Origin of the sequence: Paenibacillus planticolens (assembly GCF_013141725.1) — a bacterium.
In the GTDB taxonomy this organism is placed as follows: Bacteria; Bacillota; Bacilli; order Paenibacillales; family NBRC-103111; genus Paenibacillus_E; species Paenibacillus_E planticolens.
Window position 1 is genome coordinate 1 of the sequence record NZ_WHNZ01000062.1, and the last position, 17,550, is coordinate 17,550.

Sequence of the window (17,550 nt, forward strand, 5' to 3'; positions counted from 1 at the left end):
GTCTCACCCGAAACTGTCGTATATTTCAGCGTACCTGCTTTAAGACGCTTGCCGTTTGCTGGCGTTACGGTCACATTCACTTGTTGCCCAGGTAACGGGGATACGACATCAACGGCTACAGTCCCGCCCGTAATGCCGTTGTCAATCGAAATCGAATACATATCGGCGCTAAATTTGGCATCGGCCCAATCCGCATGGTCAGATGAATTCCCATTTCCATTATCTGTGACCTTCAACTCAATTGTGCTTGCGCCTTTAACGTCAACAGATACCGATTTTGCAACCGTGCTTCCTGTCACGACGCCGCTTGAATATTTCTGAACGCCATCTACGAGTACTAAAAATTGAACCGAACCATTTGTGCCCACTTCTTGATCTGTGCCTACAACTGCTGAGAATGTCTTGAAATTTTTCTCGGCCAAGTTATATACGACGGAAGAATTGGCATGTGTCCCAAGTCCTCTTGTATAAACAGCCGTACCGGAACTCGCATCTGATCTTAATGTTAATGGAGTCATCTCAATGCTTCTATTTTTTTGAACCGAGAACCAACCTGATGTTCCGCTTGACCATGCCATGCTGTCCGCATACGTATCCATCATACTTGGCGTGCCGTAATCCGCGCTCGGAATTGTAAACTTTGCGTCTCCCCAGGCTGCATGATCTTCAGCATTCGAACATGGGCATTGTGCGCCGTCTGTAACTCGCAATTCAATCTTTTTCTTGTTGCGTACATCAACATCGACTTGCTTAGCTACAGTCGACGGCGTCATCTGACCGCTAGCATAAACTTGTACATCATCGACCCATACTTGGAATTCAACAGAGGACAATGTCCAGGAGTTATTTTGATCAGTACCAACCGCAGCCATAAATCTGTCGAATTTCTTACCTCTCAAATCGTATACGATGGATGAATTGGCATGAACGCCAAGTCCCTTCGCATAAGTGACAATTCCACTGGCTCCTTTGAGCTTGATTGGATTCCCTTGATCGGTAGCGTCTTTCATAACTTTGCCATAGCCGGCTGAACCGCTTACCCAATTCAAATCACTGACATATTGGTCTGTTTGTGAGATGTTGAGACTATATTCTTTACTGGTCTGACCATCGGCTGAAGTTGCTTTCACTTTCTTAATATTCGGATTGGTGCTATCTGTGGCGATTTCGATCACGACATCGTTAGCAACCTTATCCACATTAATAACTGGCTCAATCGAGCCAGCGCTCCTAACAACCGTCATGCTATAGTTTGTAACTTCTGAACTGAAACTGCTTAAATTTGTTTCGTTAACTTTAATGCCGCGAATTAAAGGTGGACTGCTGGCCAAACCGACTGGACGACCATCGAGATTCCAACCGGAATCAATTGGGATTCCGAGGAAAGTTAAAGCAGTTACGACGACATCCGGTTGAATAATCCCTGTCAACGTTGTGTTAGGTGTAGTTGTATTACTCGGATATGGCGTTGAAGGAGGATTGATAACCCCTCTTGCTGCATCAGGCCCGCTTACAATCAAAAACACCTTCCGCTCTGTTTCGGAGGAACCCCCGTGCGAACCCCCGCTTCCGTTTCCGGCTACCCCGCCATGATCAGTCGTAACAATGATGAGCCAATCTTCTTGCGAGTAGGTACTTCGCGCTTTAACGGCATTCATGATTCTGCCGATTTCAGCATCTGTCTTCTCTATTGCTGACATATATTTGTCATTCTGCGGGGTAAACCCTGTAGAATGTCCGGCTGCGTCAATTTCATCAAAGTGGACGAAAGTCACATCAGGATTATCAAACTGCAGATGCTGCACAGCTTTGTTTGTTACGATATCATCCGTCTCACCTCTAAACTCCAGATCGATACCATCGATAAGATTGTCATTGATCGGCGCCCATTGCACGATAGAAGAAATATATAAATTTGGATTAACCTGTTTGGCACGCTTTAAAAGATTAGGGAAAACCGTAAAATTATTTCCGGAAAACGTGTTATTGGTAACGCCATGTTTCGCTTTCCATACACCGGTAAAAATGGATGACCACCCCGTACCGCTCCATGTGTCGCTTGCATTAGCCCACGCTGAGAAATACGAAGCACCGTCTTGAACTAATCCATCTATGTTGGGGGTATTTGCTTCCTGCAAAGCATCCTGACGTGTACCGTCCAATCCAAGTATAAGCACCTTCCTTTTCTTTGAAGCAGAGAATCCGACAGTCTGGAAAGCAGCTACTGAATTTTCCAGCTGGGCGACCATGGCATACTTGTCTGAAAGGGAAGCCGCATCAATGCCGCTTTTAAACGAAGCAAGATCCTGCTCCAGCTTGCCATAGGCGCTTGCGGGATAATCGATATGACTGTTTCGCGCATCGTTCATTACTTTTTCAGCTTTGGCAATCGTCAGTTTTGGAAGACCCGTCATATACAGTTTGTCCATTTCCGTCTGATCAATTACCCCCTTGTATACCCGAAATTCGTCAAGCTTGGCATCCTTCAGGGAAAAATCAAGATTTTTATTGCCGTCAGCCCCAATGACAAAATTAAGCGCATCAATGCTTGCATCCTTATGAGAACTGATGTCAAGTTCGCTGATTTTCACGTTATTTTGATACACTTTCAACATACCGCTTCTGTCATAAGTGTAGGTCATGAACGTCCAGCCTCTATTAGCCACAGTAGGCACCGAATATCCATCAAGTCTTGCCTTGCCCGCTGCTGTGAAATTTACTTTATCAGTCCCAACTTTCTCCCACCATGGCGTAATCGCAAATCCGGTATTTGATCCCGTCGACCAATTCTTGTTAGAAACAATATTGGAATTGGATGTATCTTTATTATCGATCCAAAAAGCAATGGAAAAGTTGGTACTGGTTCCAAATTGCAGTGTAGTCGGCTTGCCCATATCGATATATGAATTGCCTTTAAAATAGATCGCTTTTCCAAGGATCCCTTCTATAAAGGTTGGCGACCCGTATAGCATACCTGAATTTCCCTTGCCCGAACGATCTGTTACTGTATTATCATCAAAATTTAAATACAGCACGTTGGAAAACCCCGCAGCCTGAAATGCCGCCAACGATTTCTCCAGCTGAGCTACCATCGCATATTTGTCTGAAGTAGACGCCGCATCAATACCGCTTTTAAAAGAAGCAAGATCCAACTGCAGCTTGTCAAATGCACTTACCGGAAATTCTATATCGCTGTTACGCGCATCGCTCATCGCTTGTTCAACTTTGTTAATCGTTAATTTCGAAAGACCTACGATGTACAGTTTATCCATCTCCGCCTGATCGATTAGTCCCTTATATACCCGAAATTCGTCCAGTTTGGCATCCTTTAAGGAAAAACTAGTATTTTTATTTCCATCGGCCCCAATGACAAAATTAAGAGCGTCGATGCTTGCACCACTGTGGGAACTAATATTCAATTCACCGATTTTTACATTGTTTTGATACACCGTCAGCATACCATTTCTGTCATAGGTGTAGGCCATGAACGTCCAGCCTTTACTTGCCATGGAAGGCGATGCATAGTAATCAAGCCTGGTTTTGCCCGCTGCCGTGAAATTTAATTTATCCTTGCTGGCTTGATCCCACCACGGCGTAATCGCAAAACCGGTGTTTGCACCCGTAGACCAGTTCTTGTTCGAAACAATATTGGAATTGGTCGTATCTTTATTATCAATCCAGAAGGCGATGGAGAAATTAGTATTGGTGCCGAATTGCAACGCAGACGGCTTGCCCATATCAATATATGAATTACCTTTGAAATAAATTGCTTTCCCGGATATACCTTCCACAAAGCTTGGCGTGCCCGTCAAGGTGCCCGCAAGGTGCTTATCTGAGCTATCCGTGATCGTGCTATCGTCAAAATTCAAATACAATGCAAGTTCGTATGCCGCAGCTGCAGCAACTGTCCGTGTTATACCACCGATGCTCGTCAACAGCATCATCATGGCACAAAGTAAAGCAGCCACCTTTTGGAGTCTGGCCATCGTTTTATGTCTGTTCTGCCTCATGAACACTCACTCCCCATTTATCTTTTCTCCTGTTACTCCTCGAACCGCCGACTTGCTCAACATACACTTTATTTGACAATGGTCTTCTCTTCCTCTAAAGAAACTTAAAGTCGCACTACGTTTTTTATTGTTTTCCGCTGCCTCCCCCAAAATTTGTTAACGCTTTCATTTATTGAACTTAATTTAACTTCTGTGACTAGCTTTTAGCTCATTTACACAGTGTTTGTTTCAAATTACCCCTTTCTATCTCAACATTGAATGATAAATATTGTGATTTTGATTGATATAATTTGTGTTTCCGAATAAATTTGCCTAGGAAAAACTGTATAGCAACAAACCAAAAAACTTGTACCGGGTTATCAATTAGCCTTGTTCACCGTCTCTGATGGAGCTGTGATCCCTTCGTTTATGAATCACTGACCGTGTAAATGGAAGGAGAAAGGATTCACCTATCTCCTCCATTTCCGGTTATTTATTATTGCAGGATCAGCTTCGCGATACCAACGATATCCACAATGTTAATCTTGCCGTCACGATTGAAATCTGCACTTTTCGCCTCATTCCAATCGCTGCTAGCCGAAGTCTTCCCGTAATGCACGGCTGCTTTGCCTAAGTCTCCAATATCGATGGCGTTATCCTCATTGACATCTCCTGGCGCATATTCCGTAAGGATCTGCCCGCTAAAAGCTTGCAACGCCTGGTTCAACGTATTGGCCGCTTCACCCAGCTGCTGCTCCGTAGCCGCAGGATTTGATTGAATGGCAGAAGCAGCTTGGATCGCGGATAATAGCACCGCTGTAGAGCCGGCCTTATATTGTCCGACCTTGGTTCCTTCAACCGCATGATCATAAATGGACTGTGCCTGTTGGATGACCGTCTGCAGCGATGTCTTGTCTGCCGCCGTAATCGAAACCGTTAGATTAGCTGGTGTAGCATCCAACTTCTGCCCCAACCCATTGGAGACAGCTACTTGAGTCAGCACCAGGTTCGTTGTCGTGGACCGGTGATTCGGCTTCGCGATCCAATTGAATTTGAATACATCCCCGCTTGCCGTTATCGCCCCCGCATTCCCTTGGCTCACAGCGATAATCCGTATTTGACCCGGTACGTCGGTTTTGGTTTGAACCTTCGTGAATCCGGCTATTAACGGATCTATGGATACAAAATCGATGGCGCCGGCATCAAAAGTTAATGTGATATCCGCTGCATAAACCGCCGAATATACGCTGGCTGTGACGTTGTTTAAGCCGAACTGCGTCGAGAACGCAGCACCTGCTTGAACGACTGCCGGGCCCGTAAGCGTTGCCTGCGGCACTTCTGTCGGCATCTGCGTCTGACCGGTAATTACGACATAACTCGAGCCTTGAATACCGCTGCCATCCGTAGCTGTTGCTACCACTTTTACAATCCCGTTCTTCTTGGCCGTAAGCACGCCATTTGTATGGATGGTTGCTTTATCTGTTAGGTTTACGCCATCTGTTTCATAGACCGCCCATGTCAAAGACTTGTTCGTAGCATTGGCAGGGAGTACCGAAGCTTGCAATTGCAGGCTTCCGTCCTTCTCGGTAATCTTCGTCGTCGAACTTGTGACAGCGATCGACTGTACGTTCACCTGTTGGATCTTAGTAACCGTAACGTTCGCTACAGCGGGTATGACTGTGCCATCTACAGCACCATTCACGATAAAACTGCCAGCTATTGCATACTTTGACGAATCTATCGGATCCCACTGAACCGACTTATTGGCAGTTGTCCCATTGTTATACACAACTGTGACACTCGCAGGCAGAACCGGCGGAACATTCGTAGCCGTAACCACGTTTACTGGCGTAACTCCCGAAATCACTGGTGTCGCTTCAACAGTCAGCTTAGTCAGCTTCGCATCCGCCCAATCGCCGTGATCCTCGCTGTTTCCATTGCCGGAATCCGTAACTTCCAATATTAGCTCTTTATAACCTTTAACATTCACCTTCACAAATTTGGCGTTTTGCGACTCCCACATTGTGCTTCCGGAGTAAAGCGATTCAATCGTGCCATCGTTCTTCACTCCTGACACTTTAAACTGTACCGAGCCGCTGTAGCTTCCGCCGCTCACTTCCTTATCTACGCCGATAAAGGCGGAGAAGGTTTCATAATCAGCTCCAGTAAGATCATACTTAATCGTTGAATTGGCATGAGTCCCAAGACCTTTGGTAAAGGAGAGATTCTGGTCCCCATTTTTCAATACGATCGCATTGCCGTCGATGCTCTTGTCTTTCTTAACATCAGACCAGCCCGAGGTTGCGCTTAACCAGTTCAGATCGCTCAAATAGTCAACTTTAGGCAATTCTTCCTTCAGTTCGGATTTGCCTTCCGCAACTCTAAACGTTGCATTGGCCCAGCTTGCATGATCCTCGCTATTATCGTTATCGCTCTGCGTAACAACAAGTTCCACGATGCTTGCGCCAGCTACACGGACATCGACCGGTTTAGCCACGTCGGCAACCTTCATGACACCGCTCGCAAATTTCTCTACGCCGTCTACAAGCACCTTGAATTCCACATCGGCGTAAGATGGCGATTTGGCCATTTCTTGGTCGACTCCGACAAGAGCAGTGAAGGACTCATAATTTTTATCGGAAATGTCAAATATAATTCTTGAATCCGCATGTACGCCAAAGCCTTTCCCGTAAGTTACAGCGCCATTGCTGCCCATTAGCCTTATCGCATTTCCGTCCAGGCTCTTGTCTTTCTTAACCGTAGACCAGCCCGAGGATGCGCTTAACCAGTTCAGATCGCTCGCATAACGGTCCACCAGCTCAAAGTTCAGCGTGTAGACTTCTTGCGACGCTCCGCCGTTAGCTGTAGCTGTGATGGTCGTCGAGCCTGGCAAGCTGTCAGCTGGGTCGATGACCAACTGCACGTCTTCAGATGCTTTGTCCACTGTAACGGTTGGCACTTCCAGGTTTTTTTCTCTCAAAACTGTCAACGTCGCCGTCCGATTGTCGGAATTAAGGCCTTTGACCGGCACTCCGTTCACTTTCACATTCTTAATCAGAGTAGGCATGCTTTCCACTTTCCATAATTGACTGTCGCTTCCGGTATACGTGTTTTGAACAACCGGATTTCCGTCAGCGGTAGAACCGTTGCTATTTTCCAATGCCAACTGGCTGTTTACGTTGGTAATTTTGAAATAGCCGTTGCCCACATTGGAGATGGCCCACTGCTGGTTGATGGCGGAAGGAGCTGCAGCCGTTTCAGAATCTGTCCATTGAATGACTGGCTTCGCAGGCGATTTACTGGCGCCTGGAACATCCATAACCTGTCCGCTTTGCTTATTGGCAATCTTATATTTGCCCAGACCTAGATCGTCGATCACCCATTGCTGATCCAGCGCACCAGATTGGGTCCGCCCGGCAACAGCCGCACCATTCGCTGGCGAATTGCCAACGCCCAGTGCTTTGCCTGTCGCTTTATTGACGATGCGATACAACGTGTTGGCATCAAAGGAGTCAATCCCCGTCCGAGTTGGAATTGCATTGGTGTAAGATCCGACCTCCAACTCACCTGCAGCAGCGAAGCCGCCTACGGCCGAATTCACTACCATTTTGACATAGCGTGCTGTTTGGGATGGGAAGGTCACACGTTTCATGGTCTTGTCCCCGTCCCATGTGCCACTGGTAACCGAAGTGAAGTTTGTTCCATCCTCGCTCACATACAACGTATAGGATGTAATCATACCTTGTGATAAATTTTGCGAAGGCAAGTAATTCAACATATTAATGTTGTTGTACGTGTAGCCCAAATCTAGTGTAATGGATTGAGGCAGAGATGTGTTGGTTTGCCAAACAGTCTCAGAGTAAGTGCCTACATAATCCATAAGTCCATCAATCGCATTGCTCGCATTCCCGCTTGTAGCCGTTGCTGAATTAGCTGTAATCGGGTGCTCCATCACGATTGGCTGTTGCGGCAATGGAGGACGGGATTCATTCGGCGACCAAGCTTTTCCGATATCCGCCAATCGATTTACTACGTTGTTATCCAGCTCCCCATCCGGGTTCGGTGAAACGTTGAGCAAAAAGTTTGTATAACGCGGTTCCAAATAACCGAGATGATCCTGCACAATATTCTTAACGCTTGCCGGCTCTGTATTCTTCATCCAATCGTGCCAGAACCATTGACTGGAAACAAGCGGCATGCCCTGATTAGCAGCATACGAATTGTTGGAAGGTGCCCAAACACCCTTAGGTTCTTCGAAATAAATGATGTCCTCATCCCATGGCTGCGTTTGTCCATTGTGATCCACAATAAGAATATTAGGCTGCAGGCGCTTTACCAATTCACGAATTTCTTGGTATGGAACTTCATTATGACCCATCTCCCAGGCCCAGCCATCGATAATCAAAACCGGAATTTCGCCGTAATTCGTCAGCAGCTCTGTTAATTGCCCTTTAATAAATTCGATATCCGCTCTGCTGACGGATCCTTTTTGAATACCTTGCTGACGATCCCAGATGGAGAAGTATAGCCCCGGCAAAATTCCTTGAGCGCGCATGGAATCTACATATTGCCTTACGATATCTTTCTTGTAGGAGCTGTCCATCACGTTGTAATTGCCATATTTGGTTGGCCACAGGGCAAATCCGTCATGGTGCTTAGTCGTTAGAACGGTATATTTAATGCCTGCGGATTTGGCGGCTTGCGCCCATTGGTCCGTATTCACCTGCTTAGGATTAAAAGATAGCGGATCTTGTCCTGGCGTCACCCATTCCTGATCGTGATAGGTCCCCATGTTATAGTGGATAAACATACCGAACCTGAGATCCACGTAGTTTTTCTGATTCGTGTAACTATCACTTACAACGGGGCTTGTTGTGTTTTGATTATTTGTGGTCGCAAAAACGGGGGCCACTGAGACAAAAAACAGCATAAATATAAGTCCTACGCATGTTGAAATCTTCTTATACAATTAATTCCCCTCCTTTTGAGGACTTCTTCGTTTAACTCAATATCTGCTCAATATATGAATCTGCTATTACTGCTTACTTACTTGCTCTTGCTGTCGTCTGCGCTACGTCGCCAATACCATTCCTCCCATGTAACCGTTACCAATTATTGGCAGCTCCTCGTTTACAAAGCAGTTGGAAGAAGCAAGCCTGCTGACAGCAGGCTTACCATGATTTTGACGTAGACTTTTAAAAAGGGGCATATTCGATTGCTTCGTTTTCGCTTGGAGCAATTATTTATTGATCAAATTCGCATATTGCAGCACTCGTTTGATGATGACAGCCGCTTCAGCGCGAGTGGCTACATCTTGCGGAGCGAAGTCAGTTTCCGTTTTGCCCTGGATCAATCCTTGGGCAGCTGCTGCGGCTACGCTATTTCGCGCATAGTCCGATATCATAGCTTGATCAGCGAATGAGATATTCATCGAGCTAGCGTTAGATGTTGATGTTCCTTGAACGAGCCCAATCGCTTTCATCATCATCACGACCATTTGCTCTCTTGTAATCTGTGCATCCGGGTTGAATTGACCCTCCGCAACACCTTGAACCAAGCCGTACTTCGCCGCTGTATTCACTTCCGATGCATACCATTGGGTGGCTGCGACATCTGTAAACACATTCAATCCGGCCTCCTCAGGCAGTCCCAGTCCTCTTACAAGCAAGGCGGCAAACTGGGCGCGGGTGACTTGCATCTCAGGCGTATACGTACGATCCGATGTCCCGGCGATAATCAATTTGGAAGCTAATTGCTCTACATCTTGTTTCGCCCAGTGACCGATCATATCGTCGAACGTTTTCTTGTTTTGAACGATCGCGTACAAACTGTTCGTATTCCGGATGACCTTCACTTCGGTTTTGCCGTCTTTGGCGGTAAACACGGAAGGCACGAATTTCATTTCTCCTGTAGCCGGGTCATACACAACCGCAGTCGCAGCCGACGGATCTTGTATCGCTGCATCTACATGGATAACGCGTGTCACAAAGCTGCTGCCGAAGCTATGAATTTCCTCTTCTTTGTCCTTGGTCTTAAGAATGATTTTATAATCGATCATACCGCTCACACGTACCATACCCTTATCGGAGATGGATTGATCGAATTTCGTTTCGTGCAGTGACTTGGCCTTATCGATACGAATGATCAGCGTCGCTCCCTCTACGCCAGCCATGCCCGCGAAATCTGCCTGGTTCAGTATCGACATCGGAAGATCGTAAATGCCCAAGTGGCTTCGTACGCTTAGAATTGTATCTTTGTGATCCTTCAGGCTGCTGAGCAACGTTGGCAGCGGTAACTCCAAGGCATTCAAGTCACGCTCACCAGGAATCTCAAAGCTCAAAACGGTGCTGCCGCTCGTTGCTTTCAGATCTGCTAATTTCTGCTCCAGACGTTTACTGTCGATAACCGCCGTTACAGAGGTTTGACCATCTTGTCCAGCTTCTATTCGGAGCTCGGATTCTTTTAGCACATAGAGATTCGGATCTTCTTTCGTTGGCGGAGTTATCGAGCCGCCTCCTCCTCCACCGCCAGGACCAGGAACCGTCCCGTCAATTTTAACGGCAGCTTGTGCATTTACATTCCAAATAGACGGGAGCGATTGCGATGTCACTGTTGTCATCTGTTTCAATGTTACGTTAGCTTGTCCGCTCTTCTTAGCCTTGAAAATCAGCGTACAAATAGCTAGATCTCCATTTTCCCCTGTTTTATTTCCCATTTTCGAATAGGCAAATGTGATTTGATTCCCCGAATCTTGTACGATCTTATACCCTTCGAATGAGCCATACGATTTAGTGTTATCGTCTTTATTGAATTCCAGCCGATCTGTATCATAGGTTAAAACAGCTTCGTACCCATATAAATCCGTCACATTGTTACCATAGACCGTAACGACCACATTGTCGCCGACAGTTACTTGAGAAGCTTTCAGATTAACCTTGAATGAAGGGATTCCGGCACCTACAGCCGTGCCGATTGGGATAACGGTGAATAAGAGCATCATAACCGTTAAAAATAACCCTGTTTTGCGTAACATGGGGTTCACTCCTTTTGAGTATCATCCGAATATGGAAAGAGAAAGGGCTGGCCTTTCTCTTCCATTTCTGATTGATTGGTTATTGCAGGATCAGTTTAGCGATTCCTACTACATCGATAATGTCAATCTTGCCGTCATGATTGAAGTCGGCATCTTTGATTTTATTCCAATCACTGCTTGCGGACGTCTTGCCATAATTCACCGCTACTTGTCCCAAGTCTCCGATATTAATGCGTGTATCTTTATTGACATCTCCTGGCGCATAGATCGTGATGAACTGCTGGTTGAACGTTTGGATTGCTTGGTTTAACACGCTGGCTGCGTCGTCCAGCTGCTGCTGACTAGCCGCCGGGGCCGTGTTGACGGCAGCGGCTACTTGAATCGCAGCTAGCAGCACCGCTTTGGAACCAACTGAAAATTGCCCGACTTGCGTTCCTTCTACCGCACGATCATAGATGGACTGTGCCAAATTGAGGACCGTTTGCAGCGTTGTCTTATCTATAGCTACAGCCGCTGTAACAGAAACCGTTAGATTAGACAGAGACGCATCCATTTTTTGACTTAATCCATTGGAAACGGCTGCCTTGGTTAGACTCAGGTTGGTTGTCGTGGATGAAGTCAGCGGCTTCGCCTTCCAATTGATCTTTAATACATCTCCGCTTGCGGTAATAGCCCCCGCTTCTCCTTCGCTGATCGCCATAATCCGGACTTGCCCCGGTACATTCGTTATTGGCTCAACCACTGTAAAGCCGGATTTCAATGAATCCACGGATACAAATTCAATCGCATTCGCATCAAAGCTTAGTAGTATGTCTATCGCATACACGCTGGAAGATGCGTTATTCGTTACGTTCGTTAATCCGAAATTGGTCGCGAACGCAGCTCCTGCTTGAACCGTGCCCGCCCCCGTTAGCGTAGTGTGCGGCACGTCGGTCGGCGTCGGTTTCTGACCGCTGATCACAACATAATTGGAGCCTTGAACGCCGCTGCCGTCAACGGCTGTCGCCACAACTTTCACGATTCCGTCATTTTTCGCTGCGAGCAGTCCGCTAGCGTTAATCGTTGCTTTATTGGTCATCGTGATACCATCGGCTTCCCAAACGCTCCATATGACTTGACCGTTTGCACTGGAAGGCAGTACTATGGCTTGCATTTGCAGCGTGCCGCCTTGAGCCGTAATCTTATTCATGCCGCCTGCGCCGCTCACAGAAATCGATTGAACAGGGTACACATTATCGGTTACGGTCACATTCGCAACAGCAGGTATCGCTGTGCCGTCTACAACGCCGTTCACGCTAAAGCTGCCGGCTGCCGCATATTGGGACGAATGAACCGCATTCCACTGCACGGACTTCTGCGCCGTCGAATTATCGTTGTAAATAACGGATACATTGGCAGGCAATATCGGTGCGGTATAGGTAATTGTTGTCACAGTCACTGGCAATACACCGCTAATTACGGGTACAACTTGCGTCCACTTGGCATACAGCGTGATATCCGTTGCCGGGATCGTATTCAAGCCGAAATCCCAAGCTGTCGTCAACGCTTCATCTTGATACCAGCCGGCAAACGTATTTCCGAGCTTCGTCGGAGCCTCAGGCGCTGCAATCTTCGAACCAGGTACAGCTCCGTACACCGAACGAACCTCACTGCCGCCGCCACTGTTGAAGTTTACTGTCGTGCCTGTTTTAAAGTAAGAGAAATCCCACTCATCATGCCACCAGAATCCAATTGTTCTGTCTTGCGAGTTCAAATCGATCGGCAGCCATACATATCTGGAATCTTTCAGATTCGAGGCATCCCAACGATCCCCCATAAAAATGAACTTATTCGGAACGATACTTCCATTTGCATCCCTATACGGAAGCGCAAAAGTACTTTGACTGTAGAATGTCTTGTCGTTATTCCAACCCCTAGCCGGGTTGTCTTTATCTTCCCATGGACCTAAAATATTGGTCGCTGTATGATATTTGGCTGCGACTGGATTCCAGCCGTCAGTACCTGACGTAATCATATAATACACGCCGTCTTGCTTGAAGATCGCCGGAGCCTCTCGACTATGCCAGATAGCTTTAGCCCAGTGAACGCCCTCTAGCGACTGGTTATTCTCGTTCTTCGCAGGTCCGGTATAGTCATCATTCAACTGCATAACAATCTCTGTTTGGTTACCTTCGGATGCGTAGATCAGGTATGCTTTGTCGTCATCGTCGACGAACAACGTCATATCGCGCAGCATGCCCTCGCCTTCGCCACCGCCCCATCCATTATTCGGCATTCTGGATATACCCAAATATTTGAATGGCCCCGTCGGCGAATCGCTGATCGCAACGCCGCCTTCCGCCGCCCAATAAGCACCGGCGATCGGTCCGTCTTGATGCCACCACATCACATATTTGTCCGTTTTCTTGTTGTAGACGACCTTCGGACGCTCGACAACTTTATCCCAGTTGAAATCTTTATACATCGCTTGCTTCTCTGCATTCGTTTTGTCCGCATACAAGGCATTTAGCTCAGCTATGCGTTCAGGCGAATTATGTTTGCTTAACGAATTGACCGGCGATTTCATCGAACCTGTATAATCGCCATTTCGATCCGTGATATGGACAACTCGATTCGGATCGAATGGAACTCCGCTGTTCTTGTAAGTCTCAGAATTCTCATCCAAGTACATTGGCAGATTACCGCCTGGCAATACAGCTTCGCCAAGTTGCGGGTTGTTGAATACCGGCAATACAATCCCTTCGTTTTTCCAGTTGTACAAATCTTTAGAAGAGTACGCGTGAACGCCTGTTACTGGTACATAACCGGAGCCAACATTATCTTCCGATTTGTCTTCGCCATACCAGTAGTACGTTTTGTTCTTCTCGTTGTACAGAATTCCTCCGCCATGAGCCTGGATTGGAACGCCGTCTCCATCCAGCCACACTTGACCGCTTTTAATGGAATCTGTTTTACCTATGGTCTGATATAAATTGTATAAGTCCTGCAGAATTCTAGTGTAGTAAGGAATGCTTTCCTCCGTTAAGTCGCTGAGCGTACCGATCGATGCAACTTTACCTTCAATCGCCGCTGCTACTTTCGGACTAATGCTAGACGCTGTCCGCAATTGCGTAATGGCATTTTCCAAGCTTAACGTATCGAAGCCAGTGGATTTTTTCTGGCTAACAGCAATCTCTGCGGCAGTTAGCGTATTACCGTCACCGCCTGTAGAAATAGCCTGAATCGCTACATATCTGGCTTTATGCGATTTGAATGTTGCCGATTGCATGCTGGAGCTGGATGTGTCCCAAGCGCCATTCGCTGCAAAAGTGAAATTCTGGTCCAAATAAGCTTGCGTCCCATCCGCAGGTTTATTTGTTAAATCCGTCTCGCTATAGTAAACCTTAAATTGCCCAATTCTTCCGTTAGCCTTGTCCTGCCTTGGCGTAACCATCACTTTTCCAACGTCCGGCCTGTTCTGACCCAGATCCACAATGATGTAATCGCCAGATCTGTATTTTCTTCCGTTCGATGCCCAGTTGGATTCATAGAACGTTGAGTTGTTGTTATCCAGCATGAGACTGGAAGGATTTGATGCATAAGCTTCCGGTACGTAGAAGAGACTAATTCCGTCAGCCTGCTGTTCATTGCTTTGGATTTTCGCGATTTCGGCAGTGAGTCCGTTTGCCAATTTCACCATCTCTTCCTGGGTCGCCGTACTGCTGTTCAGCAGTGTTGTAGCTTGCGTGCGCAATGTTTTCAAATCATCCAAATAGGCAGGATCACTCGAAAAACCGTTAATGAACGTAGTCGCAGCAGCTATCGCACTGTTGAGTTTGGACGTATCCAAGGTAAATCCAGTCTTGCTAAAAATATTGATTTCAGCAGCAGATGCATACTGCTTGCCTGCATCGCTTTTCGAAGCAAGCGCTGTAAATTTCACATACGAAGCGCCGCGTGCGTTAAAGGTTGCCGACTTCTCCAGCTTGTCCGCATCCCATGTTCCTTCGGCAACTTTCGTGAAAGCGATACCATCGGAGCTGACGGAAATTTCAAATTTGGTCACAACACCGTTCCAATCCACATCCTGCCGTGGCACGTAGCTAAGCTTGTACACTCCGTCATACGCCTTGTTAAATTTGTAGGTTATGGAGTGTGGAAGCGGTGTATAGGAACTGTCATAGGCCGTATGCCATTTCGTGCCGGTGTCCCCATCCAACGTTTTCGCTGGTCCTTCGCCGGATGCGTAACTGGTTGAAGATGCCGTCATTTGGCTTTGCGGGATGCGTCCCGCCGAATTAAATTGTGTATTGTACTCAGCGGTAATTTTGCCTGCGATGTTAGTGATAGCTTCTTGTGTGACATAAGCGGTATCCCGAACTGCCTTGCCCTCGTTAACTAGCGATTGCAATGCCGTCAAACCGGCGTTTGCAGTCAGCAAAGCCTCTGCACTGGCAATTGTCTGGTTCAGCGTATCCTTATCTACGGTAAAACCTGGCTTTCTCAAAATTTTGATCTCGGCAGCCGAACCGAATTGTGTGCCTGATCCGTTATTCGATTGCGTCACCGTAAACTTCACATTTGTAGCGCTTACAGCAGAGAATGTAGCCGTCTTCTCCGTCTTGTCGTTGTTCCACGTTCCTTCGGCCACCTTATTGAAATTCGTGCCATCCGTGCTGACAGCGATTTCATACTTAGTCGCAACACCATTGTAGCTGCTATCCTGTCTAGGCAAGTATTTCAATTGGTACACATCGTTATAAGAGTTGCCCAAGCTGTAGGTAATGGAGTGCGGGGCAGGCGCTGGCGTGCCGGACCAAGCGGAATGCCAATTGGTTCCTGTATTGCCGTCCAACGTCTTCTCAGGTCCTTCGCCTGAGGCGGAGCTGGTTGCGGTAGCCGTCATTCCGCTTTGCGGAATCACCGTATTGCTCGTATAAGATGCTCCGTCAATCACAAACGTTGTAATTGATTTCGGGCCAACTGTCGTATTTAATGTTTTATTCATAATCGGAACATTCGCCTTCTGGGCTACATTTTCAGCAGCCGAGGAAACATATGGCGTTGCAGTCCCAGTGACAGCGTCAAACTGTGACATGTCTAATGCAATATCTTGGCTAGTGGTGTTAGCATTTCTATATACGACATAGATTTTATTCTTGGAAGGATCATAAGCGGCTAACGTGCTATCATTGTTATCTGCGATGAATCTGGAGCCTTGCGGGATAAATTTACTGAATTGTTGCATCGCATAGTACTTCTTCGTGTACCACCACTCTTGCGTATCGAAATCTGCATGAAGGAGACCCCAGTTCATGTTCTCTTTATCCTTCTGCATGTTTTTCTCGCTCTCAATCGCCTGCCACAGTACCCAACCCTTCGGTTCAAGCCATGTGATGTCCGTCATAATTCTTTCCGCTAAGGCGAGTGCCGGTTCAAAATCATCGTGATTGTGAGCAATGCCCGATGGACCAAGATCTACTTCAGACATCCATAGCGGCTTGCCGGCAGCTTTGGCTGCATCTCTGATGCCGGCACGATTATTTCCGCCATAGGAGTGGGTATTCATTTTCCCGATATTCGCTTTCGTTGCTGCATCGTACGAATTCCAATTAGTTAAAAAGGTATCCAGTATAGATTCATCCATTGCCGCAATTTTAACGGATTGAAGGCCTGCTGCATCTAGCTTCGCGCGGGTTTTGTTAATGATCTTCATTTGTGAGGCAACGTCATAGTGAGAACCTTCTTGTCCGCCGCCGAATCCCCAGTAATTCGTACTAGGTTCGTTAACCGGGGAAAGATAATTGAAATCAATATTCCAATTCTCTTTAAAATGCTTCACAACTTCCGCCATATAGGCAGCGAAATTATCATATTCGCCGGGTTTCAAGTTGTCTTTCCCAGAATCCCTATTCCCAGTTGTACTTCCGCTGACCGTCATATAGTACGGAGCAGAATTGGAGAACGCTTCCAATTGATTAGCGCCTCTTGCTTTCGCGGCTTGAAGCCACCAACGCTGGTTGGCATCCTGAGACCAATCGAACACGCCAGGGGATGGCGAGTATCCAGGAACTGCACCGCCTTGACGCATGGTATTATAGGCAGGATTCTCACCGCCACCAATATTATATCTGGCAATATTGAAATTCAATCCTTGAGGCGAATAGAGCGCATCAGCCAAAGCATTTCTCGTTGCATCGTTCCAGCCGCCTGTTATATTACCGAACCAGGCCAGCGATGTTCCCCATCCGTCCCACGATTGCTGCATATTGCTTGGATCTAATTTAATCGCAGTCGTAGCGGCACTCGCCTTGTCAGCGGTCAACCCGTAAAACGCAGGTGAAACTAATGAGAAAGCAAGGCAAGAAGCAAATATCTTTCGTCCAACTGTTGTAGACATCAAAACAACCTCCTTCTAAGATGGCATGACCACCAAAAATCATTATTTGGAACCGCTTACCAGTGCTTTCAAAAAAAACGGAAACTGATTGACATCAATTTCCTAAGATGAGGAGAGGGGATGACGAGCATCCCGCTCCTATTTTCATG

General features: G+C 46.9%; 5 protein-coding genes. 1 reads left to right on the plus strand and 4 read right to left on the minus strand.

Features of this window, described 5'->3' with window-relative positions; all coding sequences use genetic code 11:
• Both GC097_RS27050 and GC097_RS27055 read right to left on the minus strand, forming a co-directional pair.
• On the minus strand, positions 1–4,010 hold a 4,010-nt coding region (locus GC097_RS27050), incomplete at its 3' end, for an NPCBM/NEW2 domain-containing protein (RefSeq protein ID WP_171686400.1).
• Positions 4,011–4,485: 475 nt separating this feature from the next.
• The gene (locus GC097_RS27055; RefSeq protein WP_171686401.1) at positions 4,486–8,958 is read right to left on the minus strand and encodes an NPCBM/NEW2 domain-containing protein; all 4,473 of its coding nucleotides are present in this window, start codon (positions 8,956–8,958) and stop codon (positions 4,486–4,488) included.
• A gap of 54 nt (positions 8,959–9,012) precedes the next feature.
• Between GC097_RS27055 and GC097_RS27060 the strand changes: the two genes are divergently transcribed.
• On the plus strand, positions 9,013–9,180 hold the full coding sequence (locus tag GC097_RS27060) for a hypothetical protein (protein WP_171686402.1): 168 nt from the start codon (positions 9,013–9,015) through the stop codon (positions 9,178–9,180).
• Between the two features lie 48 nt (positions 9,181–9,228).
• Here the strand turns inward: GC097_RS27060 and GC097_RS27065 are convergent, their stop codons facing one another.
• Positions 9,229–11,022, minus strand: a complete 1,794-nt coding sequence (locus tag GC097_RS27065; RefSeq protein WP_171686403.1) for an S-layer homology domain-containing protein — start codon at positions 11,020–11,022, stop codon at positions 9,229–9,231.
• Positions 11,023–11,101: 79 nt separating this feature from the next.
• Complete coding sequence (locus GC097_RS27070; RefSeq protein ID WP_171686404.1) at positions 11,102–17,401, minus strand: discoidin domain-containing protein; 6,300 nt, start codon at positions 17,399–17,401, stop codon at positions 11,102–11,104.
• Between the last annotated feature and the right edge of the window lie 149 nt (positions 17,402–17,550).